The organism is Superficieibacter electus (genome assembly GCF_002915575.1).
Lineage (GTDB): Bacteria > Pseudomonadota > Gammaproteobacteria > Enterobacterales > Enterobacteriaceae > Superficieibacter > Superficieibacter electus.
This window is the reverse complement of sequence record NZ_PQGD01000005.1, coordinates 239,397-263,596: the sequence shown is the minus strand read 5'-3', so window position 1 is coordinate 263,596 and position 24,200 is coordinate 239,397. Positions and strand designations below refer to the sequence as shown.

At 53.9% G+C, this 24,200-nt stretch carries 23 protein-coding genes; 15 read left to right on the top strand and 8 right to left on the bottom strand.

Annotated features, from left to right (window positions below; genetic code table 11):
* Positions 1 to 59 precede the first annotated feature (59 nt).
* Positions 60 to 1,142, top strand: coding sequence for a tRNA 2-selenouridine(34) synthase MnmH (mnmH, locus tag CHU32_RS08035; protein ID WP_245880196.1), 1,083 nt, complete (start codon positions 60 to 62; stop codon positions 1,140 to 1,142).
* Positions 1,143 to 1,181: 39 nt separating this feature from the next.
* Here the strand turns inward: mnmH and CHU32_RS08030 are convergent, their stop codons facing one another.
* From CHU32_RS08030 to ybbA, 6 genes are all read right to left on the bottom strand, one after another.
* Positions 1,182 to 3,197, bottom strand: coding sequence for a M48 family metallopeptidase (locus CHU32_RS08030; RefSeq protein WP_103674988.1), 2,016 nt, complete (start codon positions 3,195 to 3,197; stop codon positions 1,182 to 1,184).
* A gap of 657 nt (positions 3,198 to 3,854) precedes the next feature.
* Positions 3,855 to 4,514: a methionine ABC transporter permease gene (locus CHU32_RS08025; RefSeq protein WP_103674987.1), complete on the bottom strand. Its 660-nt coding sequence runs from the start codon at positions 4,512 to 4,514 to the stop codon at positions 3,855 to 3,857.
* Positions 4,507 to 5,523 (bottom strand): virulence-associated ABC transporter ATP-binding protein SfbB, encoded by a 1,017-nt coding sequence (gene sfbB, locus CHU32_RS08020; protein ID WP_103674986.1) that lies wholly within the window; start codon positions 5,521 to 5,523, stop codon positions 4,507 to 4,509. Before sfbB ends, CHU32_RS08025 begins: the two co-directional genes overlap by 8 nt.
* A gap of 24 nt (positions 5,524 to 5,547) precedes the next feature.
* On the bottom strand, positions 5,548 to 6,381 hold the full coding sequence (locus CHU32_RS08015) for a MetQ/NlpA family ABC transporter substrate-binding protein (RefSeq protein WP_103674985.1): 834 nt from the start codon (positions 6,379 to 6,381) through the stop codon (positions 5,548 to 5,550).
* Positions 6,382 to 6,592: 211 nt separating this feature from the next.
* On the bottom strand, positions 6,593 to 9,007 hold the full coding sequence (gene ybbP, locus CHU32_RS08010) for a putative ABC transporter permease subunit YbbP (protein ID WP_103750820.1): 2,415 nt from the start codon (positions 9,005 to 9,007) through the stop codon (positions 6,593 to 6,595).
* The gene (gene ybbA, locus CHU32_RS08005; protein ID WP_103674983.1) at positions 9,004 to 9,690 is read right to left on the bottom strand and encodes a putative ABC transporter ATP-binding protein YbbA; all 687 of its coding nucleotides are present in this window, start codon (positions 9,688 to 9,690) and stop codon (positions 9,004 to 9,006) included. Before ybbA ends, ybbP begins: the two co-directional genes overlap by 4 nt.
* Between ybbA and tesA the strand changes: the two genes are divergently transcribed.
* The 6 genes from tesA to CHU32_RS07975 all read left to right on the top strand — a co-directional run bounded on the left by tesA (position 9,661) and on the right by CHU32_RS07975 (position 14,674).
* Entirely contained in the window at positions 9,661 to 10,284 is a 624-nt protein-coding gene (gene tesA / locus CHU32_RS08000; protein WP_133159230.1) for a multifunctional acyl-CoA thioesterase I/protease I/lysophospholipase L1, read from the top strand. The genes ybbA and tesA overlap by 30 nt on opposite strands.
* Positions 10,274 to 11,083, top strand: a complete 810-nt coding sequence (locus tag CHU32_RS07995) for an SDR family oxidoreductase (RefSeq protein ID WP_176691631.1) — start codon at positions 10,274 to 10,276, stop codon at positions 11,081 to 11,083. Before tesA ends, CHU32_RS07995 begins: the two co-directional genes overlap by 11 nt.
* Positions 11,084 to 11,139: 56 nt before the next feature.
* Positions 11,140 to 11,994, top strand: a complete 855-nt coding sequence (locus CHU32_RS07990; RefSeq protein WP_103674980.1) for a co-chaperone YbbN — start codon at positions 11,140 to 11,142, stop codon at positions 11,992 to 11,994.
* Positions 11,995 to 12,066: 72 nt separating this feature from the next.
* Positions 12,067 to 12,984: an SPFH domain-containing protein gene (locus CHU32_RS07985; protein WP_103674979.1), complete on the top strand. Its 918-nt coding sequence runs from the start codon at positions 12,067 to 12,069 to the stop codon at positions 12,982 to 12,984.
* Positions 12,981 to 13,445, top strand: coding sequence for an NfeD family protein (locus tag CHU32_RS07980; protein ID WP_103674978.1), 465 nt, complete (start codon positions 12,981 to 12,983; stop codon positions 13,443 to 13,445). Before CHU32_RS07985 ends, CHU32_RS07980 begins: the two co-directional genes overlap by 4 nt.
* A 35-nt stretch (positions 13,446 to 13,480) precedes the next feature.
* Positions 13,481 to 14,674, top strand: coding sequence for a hypothetical protein (locus CHU32_RS07975; protein WP_176691630.1), 1,194 nt, complete (start codon positions 13,481 to 13,483; stop codon positions 14,672 to 14,674).
* Here the strand turns inward: CHU32_RS07975 and cueR are convergent.
* Positions 14,671 to 15,075, bottom strand: coding sequence for a Cu(I)-responsive transcriptional regulator (cueR, locus tag CHU32_RS07970; protein WP_103674977.1), 405 nt, complete (start codon positions 15,073 to 15,075; stop codon positions 14,671 to 14,673). The genes CHU32_RS07975 and cueR overlap by 4 nt on opposite strands.
* Positions 15,076 to 15,184: 109 nt before the next feature.
* Here cueR and copA point away from each other — a divergent pair, with 109 nt between their 5' ends.
* The 8 genes from copA (at position 15,185) to CHU32_RS07930 (ending at position 23,603) form a co-directional block, all read left to right on the top strand.
* Positions 15,185 to 17,686 (top strand): copper-exporting P-type ATPase CopA, encoded by a 2,502-nt coding sequence (gene copA, locus CHU32_RS07965; RefSeq protein WP_103674976.1) that lies wholly within the window; start codon positions 15,185 to 15,187, stop codon positions 17,684 to 17,686.
* Positions 17,687 to 17,754: 68 nt separating this feature from the next.
* Positions 17,755 to 18,549 (top strand): TraB/GumN family protein, encoded by a 795-nt coding sequence (locus tag CHU32_RS07960; RefSeq protein ID WP_103674975.1) that lies wholly within the window; start codon positions 17,755 to 17,757, stop codon positions 18,547 to 18,549.
* A gap of 195 nt (positions 18,550 to 18,744) precedes the next feature.
* Positions 18,745 to 19,224 carry a Cys-tRNA(Pro)/Cys-tRNA(Cys) deacylase YbaK gene (ybaK, locus tag CHU32_RS07955; protein ID WP_103674974.1) on the top strand — a complete coding sequence of 160 codons (480 nt, stop codon included), beginning with the start codon at positions 18,745 to 18,747 and terminating at the stop codon, positions 19,222 to 19,224.
* A gap of 278 nt (positions 19,225 to 19,502) precedes the next feature.
* Positions 19,503 to 20,372 carry a metal ABC transporter substrate-binding protein gene (locus CHU32_RS07950; RefSeq protein ID WP_245880199.1) on the top strand — a complete coding sequence of 290 codons (870 nt, stop codon included), beginning with the start codon at positions 19,503 to 19,505 and terminating at the stop codon, positions 20,370 to 20,372.
* Between the two features lie 3 nt (positions 20,373 to 20,375).
* Positions 20,376 to 21,203, top strand: coding sequence for a manganese/iron ABC transporter ATP-binding protein (locus tag CHU32_RS07945; RefSeq protein WP_103674972.1), 828 nt, complete (start codon positions 20,376 to 20,378; stop codon positions 21,201 to 21,203).
* Positions 21,200 to 22,057: an iron/manganese ABC transporter permease subunit SitC gene (gene sitC, locus CHU32_RS07940; RefSeq protein ID WP_103674971.1), complete on the top strand. Its 858-nt coding sequence runs from the start codon at positions 21,200 to 21,202 to the stop codon at positions 22,055 to 22,057. Before CHU32_RS07945 ends, sitC begins: the two co-directional genes overlap by 4 nt.
* Complete coding sequence (gene sitD / locus CHU32_RS07935; RefSeq protein WP_103674970.1) at positions 22,054 to 22,884, top strand: iron/manganese ABC transporter permease subunit SitD; 831 nt, start codon at positions 22,054 to 22,056, stop codon at positions 22,882 to 22,884. Before sitC ends, sitD begins: the two co-directional genes overlap by 4 nt.
* A 29-nt stretch (positions 22,885 to 22,913) precedes the next feature.
* Positions 22,914 to 23,603 (top strand): RluA family pseudouridine synthase, encoded by a 690-nt coding sequence (locus CHU32_RS07930; RefSeq protein ID WP_103675057.1) that lies wholly within the window; start codon positions 22,914 to 22,916, stop codon positions 23,601 to 23,603.
* Between the two features lie 10 nt (positions 23,604 to 23,613).
* On the opposite strand, the gene CHU32_RS07925 is transcribed toward CHU32_RS07930, so the two are convergent.
* Positions 23,614 to 24,090 carry a cold-shock protein gene (locus CHU32_RS07925; RefSeq protein WP_103674969.1) on the bottom strand — a complete coding sequence of 159 codons (477 nt, stop codon included), beginning with the start codon at positions 24,088 to 24,090 and terminating at the stop codon, positions 23,614 to 23,616.
* Positions 24,091 to 24,200: the final 110 nt, after the last annotated feature.

Below are 24,200 nucleotides of genomic sequence, written 5' to 3'. Positions count from 1 at the left end.
AATTATTGCGGTCGCAGGAGCGTAGAATGGCACGCTAACCAGTTCGAGGTGTTTTATTCATGATGCAAGAATCCCGGCTGCGTGCGCTTCTCGCCGCAGATACCCCTTTGATTGACGTACGTGCGCCGGTCGAATTCCAGCAGGGGGCTATGCCTTCTGCGCGCAACCTGCCTTTAATGTTTGATGATGAACGTGCGGCGGTAGGGACCTGCTATAAGCGCGAAGGCCCGGAAGCCGCGCTGGCGCTGGGTCATCGCCTGGTGCAGGGTGAAACGCGAGCACAACGTGTCGCAGTCTGGATAGACGCCGTGAAGCTCGCGCCCGAGGGATATTTATGCTGCGCGCGCGGCGGGCAACGCTCGCATATTGTGCAGCAATGGCTACATGAAAATGGCGTGGACTATCCACTGATCCCCGGCGGGTACAAGGCGCTACGCCAGGCAGCAATGCAGGCGACGCAAGAACTTGTTCAGTACCCAATGGTGTTGGTTGGCGGCTGTACCGGCAATGGTAAAACGCAGCATGTGCGTCAGCATGACAGAGGGATCGATCTGGAGGGTCTGGCGCATCATCGTGGCTCCTCATTTGGCCGGACCGTGCAGGCGCAGCATAAACAAGCCACATTTGAAAACCATCTGGCCGTTGCATTGCTGAAAAAAGCGCAGCAGGACCCCGTGCGTTGGGTTCTTGAAGATGAAGGCGAAATGATTGGTGCCAACCATCTGCCGGAATGTTTGCGTCTGCGAATGCAGAAAGCGCCAGTCGTGGTCGTGGAAGACCCTTTTGAACTGCGCCTGGAACGGCTACGGGAGGAGTATTTCACCCGCATGTATCACGACTTCACCCGTGCATATGGTGAAGAGCCAGGCTGGCTGGCCTACAGCGACTATTTGCACCACGGCCTGTTTGCTATCCGCCGCCGCCTTGGCCTTCAGCGCTTTGCAGAATTAACCGCACGTCTGGACATCGCGCTCGCCAGCCAGCAAGCAAGCGGCAGTACCGACGCCCATTTCGCCTGGCTGGTACCGCTGCTCGAAGAATACTACGACCCGATGTACCGCTATCAGCTGGAGAAAAAGGCGGAAAAGATTGTGTTTCGCGGGAATGGACCAGAGGTCAAGGCGTGGCTGGGGGCGTGGTGAGTGTATTGTCGGGGCTGACGGGCCGCCCCGACGGTGACGTTAATCAGAATTAATCTCCTGGCGAGCATAAGCTGAGATGAAATATCCGTTAAGCAATTCCTGCGTTTGCGCAGCATTCATGCTTACTTTCCTGTTCCCCTCCTCCCGACGTAAATAACCAGTAACGGAAATTGAAATTCGCTGTTTTCCTGCTGAGATATCCACATCGCTGAAAGCGCTACTTGTCTCTGCCATGGCTGGTACTGGAGCACCGTCGCGCCAGTAAAAGTGGATATTAAAAGCACCACCAGCCGTTTCGGCTACTTCGCAGGTCACGATATCGGTCAAAGCGACCGGCGCGGCCAAATCTTCACTGCTGAGGAACTGGCGATCGATGGAAAATAACGCCTTGTTTCTGTTGCGGAACATTGTCCAGCCGCCAAAACAGAGCAACAAGCCGAACGCTAATAATCCCAGAATAACGGTGATAGCGATACCAGTAAAAGAACCAATAGTCAGCAGTAAAAAAATGAATGCTGTCGCCACACATAAGACGCCTAAGCCCCAGCTCCACATCCACAATGTATTTCCGGCACCATAAAAAGTGAAGCTTTCTACATTGCGCGTTGCCTGAAGAGCCTGCTCTTCGTAATACTTCTCTTTTTGTTCACTAACTTCATGCGCTATTTCCTGAGTCATAGCGACAAATATGTCCTGCGAGCCAGTAAACAGGGACATTATACTTTGATAATCTTCCTCACTGGCCGGGCGGGATGCCAATAATAACAACGTCTCATCAATTGGAATGTGTAATGCTTCGAGGCGCAAACGCGTTAAGGGATGGCTATCCGTTGGGTGCTGTACTTCATTCTCTACACTGGCATTAACATCCAGACTACCCTTGATTTTTGCGGCCTCCAAAAGCGTGGCTACCCAGTTCTCCTGTGGGACTTTATTGTCCAGTAGCAACGTAATATGTTGCCATATAATATCGCTGAGTGCAGAAATACGTAATAATGCTGATGCCAACGCCAGCGGCGTTCCTGTTCGGGCACCCGCCTCATCGGCGGCATGCTCACGGAGCCGACTCCAGTAACTTACCGTTTCGTGAAACTTCTCGAGGAACCAGCATCCCATATATAACGATGGATATAATACTACTTTGTCGGTATACGACACGCCTCTTGCATTGCCAGCCATCTGTTCAAGGTTATTTCTTAATCCTGCATAGAGAGGCGCAAAGCGCAGGCTATATTCCGTATCCTTGCCGGTAAAATGCCCTAACTCATGACCAATGACGGCGGCCACTTCATCTTTACTCATAAGTGAGGCATAGGTTAAGGGAAAATAGAGCGTGTTACCGGTTACGCGTTCGCCGTCAATGATTCTGACAGCGTTAGCGGTGACATAAAAACAGTCAAAAAAACCAGTCACAATATTATCGGGAATGACAACATTGCCGCGCACGGCCAGCTCCTCAATCCACCGCCAGAGCGCTGGAGCCTGCTCCCGGGTAATATTTCGTCCGCGAATTTCGTTATCAGTGGGATGGAATAATGCAAAGCATTTTTTTAACGAAAGTAAACTTTTTAATAGCATCCAGAAAATGGAGCCAATCCCACATACGATGATTAACAATACTTTTGCACTACCACCGTTTAATTTAATATGTGAAAAACCCCATACTAACTCAGATAATGCCAGGCTAATTACCGCCAGGCCACATAAGATCATCTGAGCGACCATAATGAAGGGAAGCAGCTTCTGGCAGCGGCTAAACATCTTTATCAACTGGTCCTGTGATTTTCGAGAGCTTATTGCACTTGTATGACAAAGTCCCATAGCTAAGCCACTCACAACGATAGCCAACGCGCCCAGCATAATACCGGTTTTTGCCAATAGGCTTCGAAATATTATACCTGCGGCTTCAGCACTGTGCGCATGCCATGCAAGATCAATTATGTCACTCACGCGCCAATATTGCCATAGGGCATAAAAAACAATTAGCGCTGGCATAATAAAAATATAAAAAAAGATATTCACCCTCATATATAAAATCCATTTTATTAAAAGCATTAATTCATTCGTTTTAGTATTTTACGCTTTTACTTGAGGGAGGGAATCATCAGGCTATTCCGTATTCGTACTTAATGATGGGCGTAAGACTCCATACCCGTGATCATTGAAGATGCATCCGAAGGCTGGAGGCACTATGTATAGCCGGGCACCATCAGGAGCTATCGGCCCACCATCACAATCATTTTCATCTCTGGCTATAACATCATAGTAAGCTTTTGATTTCTCTTCATAACCTTCTGGTTTTCTGGTGGAATAACATCATTATTACCATCCTTTTCTTCTGCTCATTTTTTTAATCTTCATAGCACCCTGCCTCATCTATCTCTTTTAATGACATCACGCAGCTTTGTTCGTAACCAGCCTCTTATTGTGTACTTACGCTTATTCTCTGCGTCTTTCCTGTCTCCAGCTGGCAGAGCATGGACATTCTTCTGCTGTCACCTGTCTCTTCTTAAGAAAGGATTATTTTTTGGAAACATCATTATTAAAAATTTAATTCGAAATGAATATATTTATAGCAAGAATATTAAAAGCGAGAAAAACGGAGTTCAGGCTTAAATTAATAAAAATAATAAATGAATTACCACGGATAACAGCCCTGTAAAAAGATTTTAATGTCTGGCCCGATCGCCTGTTCAGGCCAGACACCCTTCCCTAATGACGTTCCCGTTTATCCGCCCGTTGCGCCAGCCAGTCGCCGAGCATCTGGACTATCTGCACCAGAATAATCAGCGCTACGACGGTGACAATCATGACTTCCGTTTCATAGCGATAGTAGCCATAACGGATTGCCAGGTCCCCTACCCCGCCGCCGCCGACAATACCCGCCATTGCTGAGTACCCAATCAGGCTCACCAGCGTGATGGTCAGACCACGCAGCAGCCCGGCGCTGGCTTCCGGCAACAGAACGGTGCAGATGATGCGCATCGGGCTGGCACCAAACGCTTCTGCCGCCTCGATAATACCTTTGTCCACCTCGCGCAGCGCGCTGTCTACCAGACGAGCATAAAAAGCGATTGCGGCCACCGAGAGCGGAACGGAGGCCGCAATCGGCCCGATAGTATTCCCCAGCAGGAACTGGGTGAGCGGCAGCAGGAGCACCAGCAGGATCACAAACGGTACTGAACGGATAATATTGACCAGCACCGAACTGAGCAGATAGACAAAACGGTTTTGCCAGAACAGATGGCGGTCGGTAACAAAAATTAAAAAGCCGAGCGGCAAACCGCCGATAATGGCCAGTAGCGTCGAAATGCTGAGCATCTGGAAGGTTTCATTAAACGCCAGCGTCAAATCAGGCAACATGTCATCCACGGATCACCTCCACTTGCGCGGTACGTTGACGAATATGCGCTACCGCCGCCTCCACGGCTGAGGGGTTATGCGGCGCAGTAAGCTGCACCACCAGAATCCCCAGCGCACGTTCGGCGATATACTCAATTTTGCCGTGCAGAATATTTACCGCCACGCCAAATTTAACGGCGACGTCGGAAAGTACCGGTTGCTCGGCGGAATCGCCGATAAACAGGATTTTTAGTAACTGCCCCGGCAGATGCTGGTGCAACCGTTCCGGCAGTGTCAGGTTAAGCGTATGCGAGACCAGTTGCTGCGTAAAAGGATGCTGCGGATGAGCAAAGACGTCAAAGACCTCGCCCTCTTCCACCACGTTGCCGCCTGACATCACCGCTACGCGGTCGCAGATAGTTTTTATCACATCCATCTCGTGGGTGATCAGTACGATGGTGATCCCCATTTGCTGGCTGATCTGTTTTAGCAGTGCGAGGATAGTGGCTGAGGTTTCAAGATCCAGCGCTGAGGTCGGTTCATCGCACAGCAGCACATCCGGATGGTTGGCAATCGCTCTGGCTATGCCGACACGTTGCTTTTGGCCACCACTGAGCTGGACCGGAAAACGGTTCGCTTTGTCGGCCAGTCCAACCAGGGAGAGAATTTCAGCCACGCGTGGCGCAATTTTGCTGCGCTCCCAGCCAGCGGCTTTCAGGCTGAAGGCGACGTTTTGCGCGACGGTACGGGTATGCATCAGGTTAAAATGCTGGAATATCATACCGATGCGCTGACGCGCCTTACGCAATTCCTGTCCTTCCAGCGCCGAAATCTCAACGCCGTTAATCTTAACGTAGCCCTGACTGGGGCGCGTCAGCGCATTCAGCGTGCGCAACAGCGTACTTTTGCCCGCCCCACTGGTGCCAACGATGCCGAAGATTTCGCCGGGGGCGATACGTAAACTGACCTCATCCACCGCGCGGGTGGAGGGTCCACGGCCTGCGCGAAAGTCGACGCAGACCTTTTCTATTTCAATCATCTCAGACCTCGAAAATACTCACCGTTACTGCTTTTCAGCCGTCATCCATTCAGGCTTCTGGAAGGCGCTGTAGATATTTTTTGGATCGTCGATCACCGCACGATAAGCCGGCGATTTCACGACAGTGACAATATCTTTGGCGAACGGTTTGTCCGCGTCTTCACTGCGCACGGCGATGATATTTTTCAGGTTCTCGTCAAGGTGTTCTTGTTTAATGGCGCTGGAGAGATCCAGCCCGGCCGCCACGGCGAAGTTGCCGTTAACCAGCGATGCGGTTACGCCGTCCAGCGTACGCGGCAGTTGCGCCGCTTCCAGCGGTTTGAATACCAGCCCTTTCGGGTTAGTGGCAATATCGCGCTCGGAGGCTTTGGTTGGATCGATATTCGGCTTGATGGTGATCAAATCCAGCGACTGCAGGAAGCGCAGGCCGCGCGCGAGGTTGGTCGGATCGTTAGACAGGGTGATCACATCGCCTTTTTTTAGCTCATCAAGGCTTTTAATCTTCCGCGAATAGAACCCCATCCCGGCGGTAGGCACGCTGATAAGGTTACTTAGCTTCAGTCCTTTATCGGCGGTGAATTTGTCGAAATAGAGCGAGTGCTGGAACAGGTTGGCGTCAATGCTGCCGTTGGACAGCGCCATATTCGGCTGCACGTAGTCGCTGAACTCGCGCACGGTGACTTTATACCCCTTCTCTTTCAGCGACGGCGCTATCGCCTGTTTTACCATATCACCATAAGGTCCGGGTGCGACGCCAAAAACGATGGTGTGTGGATCGCTGTTCGCGTGGGCAAATTGTAAACCGCAGGCCAGCAGTAAGGCTCCGGTCGCTATGCGGAGGCTGTGACGCATTCCCATATTTTCTCCTGGTATAAATGTTGTGTTGCCGTGCATGCGCCGTGCAGTGCGGCGCTGTTGTTTTTCACCCGCTAAAGGCAGGGACATTCTAAGATGGCATACTCAGCCAGCCTGCGTAATTGAAATTATTTCATGATGTTTTGAAATGTGTCACTGACTGGCGAGGGATTATGCAGTATGCGTCGGTCCGGCGACCGACGCATCATGATGATTAGCCGCTGAACTGGCGAAACAGCGCCCGGCCTTTTAGCAGCCGGACACCCAGCCAACCGCCGCAGAGGGAAAGTAATACTGCCCCACTAAACGGTAGTACGATCCACAATCGCCAGTCCGGTTCCCACGGGAAGTCGAAGACGCGGGTCTGCAGTACCGCCAGCGCCGTTTCGGCACCGATAGCCGCGACCAGTCCCGCCACCAGCCCCAACAGGGCAAATTCACACCACAGCGTGGTGCGCAGCAGGCGCTTGCCTGCGCCCAGGGTGCGGTACACCACCAGTTCCTGATGACGCTGGCGCATGCCGACCTGAATTTGCGCCATCAGGAGCAGCACGCCACACAATGTTACCAGCACGACCATCACCTCCAGCGCCCGGCTCACCTGCTGTAATACCTGACCGACCTGTTTTAAAATAGCGCCGATATCCAGCAGGCTGATAGTCGGAAACGAGCGGTTAAGTTCCGTCAGCAAACTGTTGCCGTTATCCCAGCGAAAGCTGGTCAGCCAACTCTGCGGCTGTCCGTCGAGTGCGCCGTCCGGGAAAATAAAGTAGAAGTTGGGACGCAGGCTCTCCCAGTCCACCTTGCGCAGACTGGTCACTTTGGCGGTGAAATCCTGAGTATCGCCGGTAAACGTCACGCTATCGCCGAGCGAAATATCCAGCCGTTTCGCCAGCTCCTGCTCCATAGAGACTTCCCCGGCGGCGGGCGGCCAGTGGCCGGCGGTAATCGGGTTATGATCCGGTTTCTGGCTCAGCCAGGTCAGGTTCAGCTCGCGGTTAAGCGCTTCATCCTTGTTCCCCTCCGTCGGCTGACCGTTAATTTGCGTCAGACGGGCGCGGACGATGGGGTAAAATGTCGACGGGCGCACCTGATGCTCAGCAAGGAAGTCTTTAACTGGCTCGACCTGCTCAGTGGCAATGTTGATCAAAAAATAGTTCGGGCTTTCCGGTGGTAACTGCTGCTGCCAGCGATCGAGCAAATCTCCACGTAGCACCAGCAGCAATGCCAACAGCATAAAGGAGAGCGAAAATGCCGCCAGCTGGCTAAGGGTTGCCCACGGCTGACGCAGCAGACGGTTAACCGCCAGACGTAACGGCAGCGCATTAATGGTCAGACGCTTAAGAACATTAAGCAGCATCCACCCCAGCACGCCGCACAATAACGCCAGCACCAGTGCGCCGGCCAGCACCGCCCATAACAACGTACTGCCGCCCATCAGCCACGCCAGCAGTGCGACTACTACCACCGTGATAATCGGCAGATAGATTTTCAGTGGCCAGACGTTAGCCACCACATCCCGACGCAGCACGCGTAACGGCTGCGTCGCCAGCAGCAGCCGGTACGGGCGCAATCCCACCAGCAATGAAATCGTGGTCATCGCCCCGGCGGACCACAGCCACGGCCACAGGCTGGCGGCGGGCAGCGCGACCGGCAGCACCGGCTTGAGCAGGATAATCAGCACCTGCTCAAACGCCAGTCCCAGCACGCCGCCGGTGATGATGGAAAGCAGCATCAACAGCAACCACTGACCGATGATCAGCTTGCGTAGCTGTGCCCCGCCAGCCCCGAGGGTTTTCAGGATTGCCACCAGATCGTAGCGGCTGCGGCAATAATGGCTCATTGCCACCGCCACGGCGGCAACCGCCAGCAACAGCGTTAACAGTGCGGAAAGCAGAAGGAACTGTTGCGAGCGTTCGAGGGATTTGCCCAGCGCACCTTCGTCCTGTTCAAGACCGTACCAGCGATGCTCGGGTTTTAACTGTGGCAGCAGCCATTTTTCATACGCCGCCAGCTGCGACGGCGTACCAGCGAACTTATAGCGCCAGCTCACGCGGCTGCCCGGCCCTGTCGCCCCCGTTTTCGCCACATCGGCAATGTTCATCAGCAGCCGTGGGGCCATCTGGAATGGATTAAATCCGGCGTCCGGCTCCTGAACGACTTCACCGGCAATGCGCAGCGTGGTGTCGCCGACGTCAATGGCATCACCGGGCTTCAGGTTGAGTAGCGCCATTAAGCGTGGGGCCAGCAACGCGGTGCCCACCGCGGGTTTTAACCCCGGCGGATCGGTTTGCAGCTCGCCGTACATCGGATAGAGGTCACCAACGGCCTTAACATTAGCCAGTTGCGGGGTATCGCGGGCAAATGTCATAGTGGCGAAGGTGATTTGCTCATCCACCTTCAGGCCCAGTTTGCGCGCCTGCGCGATCCATTCCGGCGATACCTCGCGCGAACTACGCAGCGCCCGGTCACCGGCCATAAACTCACGGCTTTGCTGACTAAGCCCCTTCTCCATCCGGTCGCTGATATTGCCCAGCGCCAGCACACAGGCCACCGCCAGGCTGAGCGCCAGCCAGACAATCAGCAGCGACGGCGAGCGCCATTCGCGCCAGAACCAGCGGGCAATCATGCTTCCTCCTGCAACTGGCCGTTTACCAGCCGCAGTCGGCGGTCGCAGCGCGCGGCCAGTTGCGGATCGTGCGTCACCAGAATTAATGTCGTGCCATACTCGCGGTTGAGAGAGAACAGCAGATCGGCAATTTTATCCCCGGTCTGGCGATCAAGATTGCCGGTCGGTTCGTCGGCAAACAGCAGGCCGGGACGTCCATTAAAGGCCCTGGCCAACGCCACGCGCTGCTGTTCACCGCCGGAAAGCTGCGCCGGGAGATGATCCAGCCGCTTGCCAAGTCCAAGCTGCTCCAGTAATGCCTTCGCCTGTGTGCGACTCTCCCGGCTATTTTCACCGCGCAATAGCGCTGGCAATTCAACGTTTTCCAGCGCGTTAAGCGTGGGGATCAACATAAATGACTGAAAGACAAAGCCGACATGCTGCGCGCGCAGGGCAGCCCGGGCCTCTTCATCCATTTTATGTAGCGGTTGACCCAGCAGCGACACTTCGCCACTACTCCCGTCGTCCAGCCCGGCAAGAATGGCCAGCAGGGTTGACTTACCGGAACCTGACTCGCCGATAAGCGCGATAGTCTGCGATGGTTTGACAAGCAGCTCAACTCCGGTAAGGATGGAGAGTTCATGCTCCCCCTGACCGACGGACTTCTTAAGACGATGAACTTCAACAATGTTTTCCGCTGGCATTTGCCGTTCCTGTTTTTGGCTCTGTTAAGCTTTCGCGCTGCCGCAGCAGACACGCTGTTGATTCTGGGCGACAGTCTTAGCGCCGGTTACCGAATGGCTGCCACCAGTGCCTGGCCTGCGCTGCTCAATAAAAAATGGCAGCCGCAAACCAGTGTGGTGAATGCCAGTATTAGTGGCGATACCTCGCAGCAGGGCCTGGCGCGACTTCCCGCGCTCCTTACTCAGCATAAACCACGTTGGGTGCTGGTGGAGCTGGGCGGCAACGATGGCCTGCGCGGTTTTCCGCCACAGCAAACCGAAGCGACGCTGCGTAACATTTTGCAGGCGGTGAAAGAGTCGGGTGCAAAGCCGCTACTAATGCAAATTCGCCTGCCCGCTAATTACGGTCGTCGGTATAATGAGGCCTTTGGCGCGATGTATCCGGCGCTCGCTAAAGAGTTTGATATTCCTCTGGTTCCGTTTTTTATGGAAGAGGTTTATCTGAAGCCTCAGTGGATGCAGGACGATGGTATTCACCCTAACCCCGATGCGCAGCCGTTTATCGCCGACTGGATGGCGACACGTCTGGCACCTTTAGTAAACCATGAGTCTTAATCGTAGAGGGGCATACCCAGGTAAAGTTATGCAAAAATCAGTCTTAATAACAGGATGTTCCAGCGGGATCGGCCTGGAAAGCGCGCTCGAACTCCAGCGCCTGGGTTTCCGGGTGTTTGCTGCCTGTCGTAAAGCGGATGACGTGGCGCGAATGAACAGCCTGGGGCTGACGGGAATTTCACTTGATCTTGATAAGCCAGAAAGCGTCGATCGCGCTGCCGACGAAATTATTGCGCTGAGTGAAAACCGCCTTTACGGCATATTTAATAACGCGGGCTACGGCGTTTATGGGCAACTGACAACAATCAGCCGTGCGCAGCTTGAACAACAATTTTCCGCCAACTTTTTTGGCGCGCATCAACTTACGATGCGCCTGCTTGCGGCCATGACGCCGCACGGCGAAGGGCGCATCGTGATGACCTCGTCGGTAATGGGTCTTATCTCCACGCCAGGCCGGGGGGCCTATGCCGCCAGCAAATACGCTCTCGAAGCATGGTCTGACGCACTGCGCATGGAGCTGCGGCATAGCGGGATTCAGGTCAGCTTGATTGAACCTGGCCCCATCCGAACTCGCTTCACGGAAAACGTTAATCAAACCCAACAGGACAAGCCGGTGGAAAATCCTGGCATTGCTGCACGTTTTACTCTCGGCCCGGAGGCAGTTGTCGAAAAAGTGCGCCATGCTTTTACCAGCGAACGGCCTAAAATGCGCTATCCCGTGACCTTAGTGACCTATGCGGTGAATGTATTGAAACGCCTGCTGCCGGGCCGCCTGATGGATAAAATTTTGCAGGGGTGAGTTGAAGCTAACGTACTGACCCCCATGTAATAAAAAAATACTGAAGAGAGTGCACTATGTCCGTACAGAATATCGTCAATATCAACGAAACGAACCTGCAACAGACGCTGGAACAGTCGATGACCGTGCCGGTGCTGTTCTATTTCTGGTCCGAACGCAGCCAGCACTGTGAGCAGTTGACCCCGGTACTTGAGCGCCTTGCCGCGCAGTACAACGGGCAGTTTATTCTGGCTAAGCTGGATTGCGACGCCGAGCAGATGATTGCCTCGCAGTTTGGCCTGCGGGCCATTCCAACCGTGTATCTGTTCCAGAACGGCCAGCCGGTAGACGGTTTCCAGGGACCGCAGCCGGAAGAAGCCATTCGCGCCCTGCTGGAAAAAGTGCTGCCGCGTGAAGAAGAGTTGAAAGCCCAGCAGGCGATTGCGCTTATCGAAGAAGGCAAACACGCAGAGGCTTTGCCACTGCTTAAAGAGGCCTGGCAACTTTCTGCACAGAATAGCGAAATCGGTCTGCTGCTGGCGGAAACGCAAATTGCCCTCAACCGTTCAGAAGACGCGGAAGCGGTGCTGAAAACCATTCCGCTTCAGGATCAGGATACCCGCTATCAGGGGCTGGTTGCGCAAATCGAACTGCTAAAACAGGCCGCAGATACCCCTGAAATCCAGCAGCTACAGCAGCAGGTTACAGATAATCCGGACGATGCCGCGCTGGCTTCACAGCTGGCGCTCCAGCTACATCAGGTAGGTCGTAATGAAGAGGCATTAGCGTTACTCTTTAGCCATCTGCAAAAAGATCTGGCGGCAGCGGACGGTCAGGCGCGTAAAATGCTCCAGGAAATCCTCGCCGCACTCGGCACCGGTGACGCTCTTGCCAGCCAGTATCGCCGTAAGCTTTATTCGCTACTGTATTAAGTCTGTTCCCGGACAATGGGCCGACGGCGGATAAAGGATAGACTGAGTCAGTCATAACAGGAGGTTTGAGTAATGTTGATTGTGATTCCCGTCGTCATTCTGGTGGCGCTCATTGTGGTTTTCGCCGGGGTAAAAATCGTTCCCCAGGGTTATCAATGGACGGTGGAGCGCTTTGGTCGTTACACCACCACTTTGCAACCGGGTCTGAGCCTGGTCGTACCGTTTATGGATCGTATTGGTCGCAAGATCAACATGATGGAACAGGTGCTGGATATCCCGTCTCAGGAGGTTATCTCCAAAGATAACGCCAACGTCGCTATTGATGCGGTCTGTTTTATCCAGGTCATTGACGCGCCGAAAGCGGCGTATGAAGTCAGCAACCTGGAGCTGGCGATTATCAACCTGACGATGACCAACATTCGTACCGTGCTCGGTTCAATGGAACTCGATGAGATGCTCTCCCAGCGCGATAACATCAATACCCGCCTGCTACACATCGTCGATGAGGCCACTAATCCGTGGGGTATTAAAATCACCCGTATTGAGATCCGCGACGTGCGTCCGCCCGCCGAGCTTATCGATGCGATGAACGCCCAGATGAAAGCGGAGCGTACCAAACGCGCTTACATCCTCGAAGCGGAAGGGATTCGCCAGGCGCAAATCGTTAAAGCCGAAGGCGAGAAACAGTCAAAGATCCTGACGGCAGAAGGCGAACGTCAGTCCGCGTTTTTACAGGCGGAAGCGCGTGAACGTTCGGCGGAAGCTGAAGCCCGCGCCACTCAGATGGTCTCAGAGGCGATTGCTGCCGGGGATATTCAGGCGGTGAACTATTTCGTGGCACAGAAATACACCGAAGCGCTGCAAAAAATCGGTTCGGCAAATAACAGCAAAGTGGTGATGATGCCGCTGGATGCCAGCAGCCTGATGGGCTCCATTGCGGGTATCAGTGAACTCATTAAGGACAGCGCCAGCGAGCGCAAACGCCCATGATTGATCTTATCCTGACCCATCCACATGTTTTCTGGCTGAGCCTCGGCGGCCTGCTGCTGGCGGCAGAAATGCTTGGCGGTAACGGCTACCTGCTGTGGAGCGGCATTGCCGCGGTGGTGGTCGGGCTGGTGGTCTGGTTACTGCCGCTGGGCTGGGAGTGGCAGGGTCTGATGTTTGCCCTGCTGACGCTGCTGGCCGCATGGCTGTGGTGGCGCTGGCTGGCAATGCGGGTCCGCGAGCAAAAACCAGCCGACAGTCAACTTAATCAGCGAGGAAGGCAGTTGATTGGCCGCCGGTTCACGCTGGATAACGCGCTGGTTAACGGCCGCGGTCATATGCGTGTCGGCGATAGTTCGTGGATGGTCAGCGCTGACAGCGATCTCCCTGCGGGAACCCCGGTCGAAGTGGTGGCGGTCGAGGGCATTGTGCTGCGCGTCAGGGCGTCTGCTTCTGCCGTCTGAGCGTCGTCGTTTTCGTTACAGGAATAAATAATCCAATGGCTTTCTGGCAACAGAAAACGGTCGTCCTACCGGTAAAACCAACGCCAGCAGGTCTTATCTTTGCCGTTCGTCACGGTAAAGGGCTGTTGCAGGAAAAATGGGGGCCGGGGCTGTGCTCATTGACGTGGCAGGACACGCCACTCATTAATCTCTGGCCAGATGAATGCCCGACCTGTGCGGGAATGGTCTCCGCCGGGTTCGGTGCTGACAGAAAAGGGGCTGCGCAATTTCTCTCCGCCATGGCGGAGTGGAATCAGCCCTTTCACGATCTGCCGACGTCCCTCTCCCACCTTGAACCGCTGCTCATGCTCCTGCCGTCCGGCTATTATCTGCTGGAGGATCGGGAATTGTACCCTACCGACGGCAACGGCCATTTTTTCTGGGACGTCAGTCAGCAAAAGAGCCTGAACCCGGCGACGGTCAGCGTGATGGATCGGGAAATGCAATACTCTACGCCCGGGCCGCTGTATCTGTTACCCACCCAGTCTCCGGCGCATTACAATGCAGAGCGAGCGGCGTATTACCGTGATAAACCCGACACCCGCGCTATTGCCTGGTATTTTAACGACGCTTATCTTTGCGCGCTGCTGGACGGTCACCATAAGGCCAGCGCTGCCGCCCTTGAAAAGCGACCGCTGAAAAGCCTGGTGATTGCGCCAGTCAGCAGAAGCACTAAAGAAAGCCTGACCTTTTACAATGGCGAGTCCCTGTCGGCAACGGCGTTTATTAAAGGAATCCCGAAGGCTATCCACTACTCCCGCCTGAACAGCGAACAATATCAGGCCTGTACATCATCCGTACACAACGACACATTTTCCTGGCCTGAGGAATTTGCGCATTGTGCTGCCGTCTTTCCCGATGTGGCGACAGCCAGCACGATCCTTGAGGCCGGGGATATAAGCGAGAAGCGTATCCAGCGCATTATCGAAGGGCAAACCCTCCTGCAAGATGAGGACGTGCCCCTGATCCTTGAGGCGCTGTATTACACCCACTCCACGCAGTTTATGCCGTTCGCCCGTTTCGTCTATCAGCACGATTGCGGGAGAACTTACTGTCATCTGGCGTTTACCCTGCTGGCGCAACAACCCTGCCAGCAGGTAGATGACTTTTTTGTCGAATTTTTAATAGATGACGATGCTTATCGCCCTGATTTAACGAAGATTGTTGATGATTATTTTCGCCAGCGCTAAGCGCGACGGTGGCAACACCCGGCAAGGTTATCAATAATGGGACAGGCTGCCCCGTCATCGCCAGGGCAACTTTCTGCCAGCGTCAAAAGCTGCTGGCGCATCTCCTGCAACTGAACAATGTGCTGCTCTATCTCAGCCACTTTCTCCAGGGTACGCTTCTTCACATCGGCACTGTGACGCGCGGGATCATTGAACAGATCCACCAGCTCACCACACTCCTCCAGATTAAAACCCACCAGCCGCGCCTGGCGCAGGAGAGTCAGCTCGTCCAGATGCTGCTGCGTGTAGCTACGATAGCCATTTTCACTGCGCAGCGGCGGTGTAACCAGCCCTTTCTCTTCGTAAAAGCGTATCGCCTTACTGGTGAGACCCGTTTTTTTCGCTACATCACTGATATTCATGATTCCCCCTTGACCTTCCCCTTGCGGGAAGGTTTAACCTTAGCAATAGTTAGCGAAAGTCACTACTACGATCGCTATTTTTTACGATCCAGAATACAGGAGTTCCACCATGTCTCACACAATCGACCTGACGCTGGACGGCCTTTCCTGCGGCCACTGCGTTAAGCGCGTGAAGGAAAGCCTTGAACAGCGTCCCGATGTTGAACAGGCTGAGGTCACCATTACCGAAGCGCACGTAACTGGCAGCGCCAGTGCCGAGTCGCTGATTGAAACTGTTCAGCAGGCCGGGTATGGCGCGGAGTTAACCCACCCAAAATCTAAACCGCTGGCGGAGTCATCAATCCCGTCGGAAGCACTGACAGCGGTTTCTTCTCAGCTTCCGACAGCACAGACCAGCGATGACAGTCAACAGCTGTTATTAAGCGGTATGAGCTGTGCCAGCTGTGTGTCCCGGGTACAAAAAGCACTACAAAGCGTACCGGGCGTGACACAGGCGCGGGTCAATCTGGCGGAGCGTACTGCCCTGGTCATGGGGCATGCCTCTGCCGCTGAATTAGTACAGGCGGTGGAAAAAGCAGGCTATGGCGCGGAAGCCATTGAAGATGACGTCAAACGTCGTGAGCGCCAGCAGCAAACCGCCATCGCCACTATGAAGCGCTTTCGTTGGCAGGCCGTGGTTGCGCTGGCAGTGGGTGTGCCGGTGATGCTCTGGGGAATGATCGGCGACAATATGATGGTGACTCATGACAACCGTAACCTGTGGCTGGCTATCGGCGTGTTGACGCTCGCAGTCATGGTCTTTGCTGGTGGTCATTTCTATCGTAGCGCGTGGAAAAGTCTGCTTAACCGCACCGCCACGATGGACACGCTGGTTGCCCTTGGTACCGGCGTCGCCTGGCTTTACTCCATGAGTGTCAACCTGTGGCCGCAATGGTTTCCGATGGAAGCGCGGCATCTCTATTATGAAGCCAGCGCGATGATTATTGGTCTGATTAACCTCGGCCATATGCTGGAAGCGCGGGCGCGTCAGCGTTCGTCAAAAGCGCTGGAAAAACTGCTCGATCTGACTCCCCCTACCGCCCGCGTGATAACGGATGAAGGCGAAAAGGATCTGCCGCTGGCTGACGTGACGCCGGGCATGACGTTGCGCCTGGCCACCGGCGATCGTGTGCCGGTTGACGGCAAAATTACCCAGGGCGAGGCGTGGCTGGATGAAGCCATGTTAACCGGTGAGCCGGTACCGCAGCAGAAAGGCAATGGCGATGAAGTGCATGCAGGGACGGTAGTCCAGGACGGCAGCGTGCTGTTTCAGGCCAGCGCAGTAGGCAGCCAGACCACGTTATCTCGTATTATTCACATGGTACGCCAGGCGCAGAGCAGCAAACCGCAAATCGGTCAGTTGGCCGATAAGATTTCCGCTATTTTCGTGCCGGTGGTGGTTGCCATCGCGCTGTTTAGCGCCGCGATCTGGTACTTCTTCGGCCCCGCGCCGCAAATTGTTTATACGCTGGTGATTGCCACTACCGTGCTGATTATCGCCTGCCCCTGTGCGCTTGGTCTGGCAACGCCGATGTCGATTATTGCTGGCGTCGGGCGCGCGGCCGAATTCGGCGTTCTGGTGCGGGATGCGGATGCCCTTCAGCGCGCCAGCAATCTGGATACGCTGGTGTTCGATAAAACCGGCACACTCACCGAAGGAAAACCAGAGGTCGTGACGGTGAAAACCGTGGCCGGTATTGATGAAGCGCAGGCACTACGACTGGCGGCCGCGCTTGAGCAAGGATCACGTCACCCGCTGGCCCGGGCGATCCTCGACAAAGCACAAACTCAGACGCTGCCAGAGGTAAAAGCGTTTCGTACCCTGCGCGGTCTGGGCGTCAGCGGCGAAGCAGAAGGTCATACTCTGCTACTGGGCAACCGGGCGCTGCTGGATGATCAAGGGATCGCCACAGACGCGCTGCATGATGAGATAGATCGGCAAGCGTCACAAGGTGCAACACCCGTGCTGCTGGCGATTGACGGCAAGATTGCCGCGCTTTTTGCCATCCGGGATTCTCTACGTGAAGATAGCGTGCCGGCACTCCAACGCTTACATCAGGCAGGTTATCGGCTGGTTATGTTGACTGGCGATAACGAAACCACCGCCCGCGCAATAGCCCGGGAAGCGGGCATTGATGAGGTGATCGCAGGCGTCCTGCCCGATGGCAAAGCGGAAGCGATTAAAAAATTGCAACGCGAAGGACGGCAGGTAGCGATGATTGGCGACGGTATTAACGACGCGCCCGCGCTGGCACAGGCAGACGTCGGCATCGCGATGGGCGGCGGTAGCGACGTGGCAATTGAAACCGCGGCGATCACCCTGATGCGTCACAGCTTAATGGGGGTAGCAGACGCACTGGCGATCTCCCGCGCCACGCTGCGTAACATGAAACAGAACTTGCTGGGGGCCTTTGTCTATAATTCGCTGGGCATTCCCGTCGCTGCCGGCATTCTCTGGCCGTTGACCGGTACGCTGCTTAACCCGGTGGTTGCCGGCGCGGCAATGGCACTGTCGTCAATAACGGTGGTGAGTAATGCCAACAGGCTGCTGCGGTTTACGCCGAAAGAATAGCGAGTGCGTCCTGTTTACGCAGCAGGACGCTGCGCGATAGCATAGGATTTTACGCCAGCGGAGTGTGTATGGGTCTGTATAACCGATTAAAAGCGTGGTGGCACAGTCTGCGCGGCAACACGTACAGCTGGCCTGCCATTGATATTTCACTTCCCGACGGGCGCGAGTTTCACCTCGTCGGCAGTATTCATATGGGCACACAGGATATGTCCCCCCTTCCCGCGCGGCTGCTGCAAAAAGTACAGCAGGCCGATGCGCTGATTGTTGAAGCCAACCTGTCAGGCAATGAAGCGCCCTTTCACGATCTGCCAGCGTTTCCGCCACTGGAAGAGCGTCTTAGCGACGCCCAACTGGAACAACTGACTAACAAGGCCGACGAACTGGGTCTGTCTCTGTCGATGTTTACTCTCCAGCCACTATGGCAAATTGCCATGGCGCTTCAGGCGACGCAGGCGCAACAGCTGGGACTACGCCCACAGTACGGTATCGATCTTCAGCTTATCAGGGCGGCGCAGGCAGACCATCTGCGCATTGTCGAACTTGAAGGCGCAGCGCAGCAAATTGCCCTGCTCAGCGAGCTGCCTGATAATGGTATGGCGTTACTGGAAGATACGCTTACCCACTGGCATATCAACGCGCGGCTATTGCAAATGATGATTAGCTGGTGGCTGGAGCGCCCACCAGCGGCCCGGGACGTTAAGCTGCCGAATACGTTCAGCGAAGGGCTGTATGATGTTCTGATGCATCAACGTAACCGCGCCTGGCGTGATTTTCTCTGCGGTTTACCGGCGGGACGTTATGTGGTGGCGGTGGGGGCGCTGCATCTGTATGGCGAAGGCAGCCTGCCGGAGATCATGCGTTAAAAAAGTGGCCAATATTGCTATTGGCCCGTCAAAGAGGAATTTCATCTTTATTATTATGCCGGAGCGAACTCCGGTTGATGAATTGTCGCTCAAAGCATCCTTACTGCCAATACCAATAAGCAAGATAATACTATTTTTTCGTATGGTTTCAGGCGTAAGCTTGCAGCATCGTTAGCTTTAGAGTTTAGAAATATCATGACCCCTGCCGTCAAACTGCTTGAAAAACAGAAAATTTCTTTCCAAATCCATACCTATGACCACGATCCCAGTGAAACCAATTTCGGGGATGAGGTGGTGCGTAAGCTTGGCCTGAATCCGCAACAGGTATACAAAACATTACTGGTCGCCGTGAATGGCGAAGCCAAAAACCTGGCGGTAGCGGTAACGCCTGTTGCAAGTCAGCTGGATTTGAAAAAAGTGGCTAAAGCGCTGGGCGCGAAAAAGGTTGAAATGGCCGATCCTCAGCTCGCCCAGCGCACCACCGGCTACCTGGTCGGGGGCATCAGCCCGCTGGGACAAAAAAAGCGCTTGCCGACGCTGATTGATGCTCCCGCCCAGCATTTTGCCACCATTTTCGTCTCTGGCGGCAAACGCGGATTAGACATTGAGCTGACAGCAAACGATCTGGCGAAAACCCTTGCGGCCACATTTGCGGATATTGCGCGGCGCGATTAAACCTCAGCAAGCCAGAAATGCACAGCCACAGGTGAGACCCCGGGCATACTTTAAACATGCGCCCCGGGTCTGAAAGGGCGCGCTGATATCCTCTCTACCGTATTCTCCCTCCCCTCCCTCCTGCCCCTTGCATAAAATAATAATGATAATTATTTTCAATAAAACATAGCCTGTGCTATATAAAATAGCACAGGCTAATTTTGATCATCTTTTAATCGCCAATGGAGACTCTCGTCATGCGCCCTCTGAAAGGATTAAACACACTACTGTTCAGCACAATGCTGATTACCGTCATGACACTGCCCGCTGCGGCGGCAGAAAAATTTAAAGTTATCACAACGTTTACCGTGATTGCCGATATGGCAAAGAACGTGGCGGGCGATGCGGCTGAAGTCACTTCTATTACCAAACCTGGCGCAGAAATTCATGAGTACCAGCCGACACCAGGTGACATAAAGCGTGCGCAGAATGCGCAACTTATCCTCGCTAACGGTCTTAACCTGGAACGGTGGTTCGAGCGCTTTTATCAGCATCTGGAAGGTGTGCCGGAAGTTATTGTTACCGAAGGCATTGAACCCATGGGTATTACTGCCGGGCCATACGAAGGAAAACCCAATCCGCATGCCTGGATGTCTCCTGATAACGCGCTGATTTACGTGGATAATATCCGCAATGCGCTGGTGAAATACGACCCGGCCAATGCTGAAACGTACCGTCACAATGCAGAAATTTATAAACGTAAGATCACCGGGGCCCTTGAGCCATTACGTAAGCAAATTGAGGCGATCCCTGAAAATCAGCGCTGGATGGTCACCAGTGAGGGGGCGTTTTCCTACCTGACGCGCGACCTCGGGCTGAAGGAGCTTTATTTGTGGCCGATCAATGCCGATCAGCAGGGAACGCCGCAGCAGGTACGTAGCGTGATTGATGCCGTTAAGAAAAACCATATTCCGGCCGTTTTCAGTGAAAGTACCGTTTCCGATAAACCTGCGCGTCAGGTCGCACGCGAGACCGGTATTCATTATGGCGGTGTCCTGTATGTCGATTCTCTCAGCGCGGATAACGGCCCGGTGCCCACTTACCTTGATCTGCTTAAGGTCACCACCGGCACGCTGGTGCAGGGTATTCAAGATGGCATGAAGGAGTAAATCATGGCGCAGGCTACCAGTATTATCGTGAACGGCGTAACCGTGACCTGGCGTAATGGCCATACGGCATTACGTGAAGCCTCTTTTCACCTGCCAGGTGGGTCAATTGCCGCGCTGGTAGGTGTAAATGGCTCCGGAAAATCGACGCTGTTCAAAGCGATCATGGGATTTGTCCGCCTTGCTGCCGGAAACATCACCATCCTTGGGATGCCGACGCAACAGGCGCTGCGAAAAAATCTGGTGGCCTACGTGCCTCAATCGGAAGAGGTCGACTGGTCTTTTCCTGTTCTCGTAGAAGACGTCGTCATGATGGGGCGCTATGGCCATATGGGAATGCTGCGTATTCCCAAAATGCGGGATCGCCAGCATGTTACCGAGGCGCTGGCGCGCGTCGACATGCTGGCATTTCGCCATCGGCAAATTGGTGAGCTTTCGGGCGGTCAAAGAAAACGCGTATTTCTGGCGCGTGCTATCGCCCAGCAGGGAGAAGTGATCCTGTTGGATGAGCCTTTTACGGGCGTGGATGTCAAAACAGAAGCGAAAATAATCGATCTGCTGCGGGAAATGCGCGCCGAGGGGAAAACGATGCTGGTTTCTACCCACAACCTCGGTTCCATAACTGAGTTTTGCGATTATACCGTCATGGTCAAAGGCACGGTTCTGGCGAGCGGACCGACGGAGACAACGTTCACGGCGGAAAACCTTGAAGCTGCCTTCAGCGGCGTGCTACGCCACGTCATCCTGGATAATGCGGGGAAAGGCGTGTTCCTGAAGGGTTCGACCGATCCGGTTCCCTGCACTCTGTCAGCCGACGGGCAGGAGAGACTATGAACACGATCCTTGAACCCTTTAGCTATGAATACATGCGCAATGCGATGTGGGTTTCTGCGATGGTCGGCGGGCTTTGTGCCTTTTTGTCCTGCTATTTAATGCTGAAAGGCTGGTCGCTGATAGGCGATGCCTTGTCGCACGCCATCGTACCGGGCGTAGCGGGCGCATACATGCTTGGCCTTCCCTTCTCCCTGGGAGCGTTTTTATCAGGTGGTCTCGCTGCAGGCAGTATGCTTTTTCTCAATCAACGTAGCCGCCTGAAAGAAGATGCCATTATCGGGCTTATCTTCTCGTCTTTTTTTGGTCTCGGCTTATTTATGGTGTCGCTTAACCCGACGTCAGTAAATATTCAGACGATCGTGCTGGGCAATATCCTGGCCATTGCGCCTGCGGATATTCTGCAACTAACCATTATCGGCCTGGTTTCTGTCATCGTACTGTTTTTTAAATGGAAAGATCTTATGGTGACCTTTTTTGACGAAAACCATGCCCGTGCTATAGGGCTACGTCCGGGACGCTTAAAAGTGCTTTTCTTTACCTTACTAGCCGTATCCACCGTGGCGGCCCTGCAAACCGTCGGCGCATTCCTGGTTGTCTGTCTGGTCGTTACACCGGGCGCGACAGCCTGGCTACTGACCGACCGTTTTCCTCGTCTTCTTATGATTGCCGTGGCTATCGGCAGTATTACCAGTTTTGTTGGCGCATGGGTTAGCTATTATCTGGATGGTGCAACCGGCGGCATTATTGTAGTGGCACAGACCCTGTTATTTTTACTCGCCTTTCTCTTTGCCCCACAACACGGGCTGCTGGCTCAGCGCCAACGCACGCGTCGTGCCATCAAGGAGGCAGCATGATGGCATTCTTGCTTGAACCGTTACAGTTTGCTTTTATGAAGTATGCACTGCTGATTTCGGTGGTGGTGGCTATTCCATGTGCCCTCCTGTCGGTATTTTTGGTACTGAAAGGCTGGGCGCTAATGGGAGATGCGATGAGCCATGCGGTTTTCCCCGGCATTGTCCTCGCCTGGATGCTGGGCCTGCCGCTGGCAGCGGGTGCTTTCGCGGCAGGCTTATTCTGCGCTGTCGCCACAGGGTACCTGAAAGATAACAGCCGGATTAAGCAGGATACCGTCATGGGGATCGTATTTTCCGGGATGTTTGCTGCCGGGCTGATTCTCTATATTGCTCTCAAGCCAGAGGTTCACCTCGATCACATCCTTTTCGGCGATATGCTCGGGATCACTCGCGGGGATATCATTCAGACAGCAACGATTGCCGGGGTTATTGCGTTACTTATCGGGACGAAATGGCGGGATTTTTTGCTGTTTTGTTTTGATTATCAGCAGGCGCGCGTTAGCGGATTGCGCACAAGCTGGTTGCATTACGGCCTTTTATGTATGGTCTCACTCACCATTGTGGCAACCCTAAAAGCCGTAGGGATCATTTTATCTATTTCTTTGCTCATCGCTCCCGGTGCGATTGCTGTGCTTCTGACGCGTCGCTTTCATATTGCGCTGATTCTGGCAATGGCTATCTCTGTCACCGTGTCGCTCACTGGCGTGTGGCTTTCCTTTTTTATCGATAGTGCACCAGCGCCGACAATTGTTGTCTTATTTGCCATTGTTTTTATTATCACTTTTACCGCAACGACAATTCGCCAGTCTGCTGAAAATCCGTTATGATCCGCCCTGTTTTTCAGCCGGATAGCCAGATGTCTGTCATTGTTGATACTTTTATTGCCCCACCGTGCCCTGAAAAAATAGAGATCCTCTATCAGGATGAGCATCTGCTGCTGATTAATAAACCCAGTGGGCTGCTCAGCCTGTCGGGTAAAAATCCGTGGAATATCGATTCAGTGCATCATCGGCTGGTGCAACTATTTCCCGATTGTACTCTGGTTCATCGCCTTGATTTTGGTACATCCGGGTTGATGGTGATTGCACGCAATAAGGGTATTAACGCCTCCCTCTGCCAGCAGTTTAGTCAGCGAACCGTGACGAAAGTGTATAGCGCTCTGCTCTGCGGTCATCTGGAAAACAATGAGGGAATAATTGACGCGGCCATTGCCAAAGATCCGGCGCAATTTCCGCTGATGACGATTTGCTCACGCCAGGGCAAACCTGCGCGTTCGCGCTATCGGGTTGTTGAACGTTTTTATCATGCGCAGACGCAACTGGCGTTAACCCGTGTACAACTCATTCCGGAGACCGGGCGTACTCATCAATTGCGCATTCATTGTCAGCTAATCGGACACCCGATCCTGGGTTGCGATCTGTACGGCGGACGCCTGATGCCAGGAACCGAACTCACCCCACGCCTGATGTTGCATGCCAGTGAGTTGCATTTTGTTCATCCTGTCAGCGAAACCGCAATCGACGCGCATAATGCCAGCCCGTTCTGAAGGCGGAAAATCACACTTTCAGCAATTTTACCGTGGCAGCAATATCGATTTCATCTTCTGAGAAAATTAGCGTCGTACCCTGAAATGTGGTGATTGCCAGTTTTTTCAGGGTGCGCATTTCACCCGGCTTCGCCTCGGCTTTCGGCCTGATACTGCTCATCAGAATACCAACAGACAGCACCGCGTTGTCTTTATCAATCCGGGTATCGGCAGGGACTTCTTCGCTGTACACCACCCAGGACTTGATCGACGTTAGCTTAAGGCGTTCGCCAGCAATGTAGAGGTGTTTCCCTTCCGGGATCACTTTTACCGCATAGGCGGATAAGCCTTTATTATTGGTGCCAGGCTCGAAGGTCACCGCCGCATCTTTCTTAATCAGATCAGGATTAGCGACCTTAATCACATGAAAATAGCGATTTTCGCCGTTTTCATCTTTGATAAATCCAAAGCCTTTATCTTTAAACCACGTTGTGATCGTTCCGTTCATCGCCTTACCGCCTGATTAATCGTTTATCTACTGCATTTTTGCAGCGCGCAGTGTAAAACACAATGCCTGCACAGACTATGTCTTTGGGTTACGTCCGGGTGATAAATTTC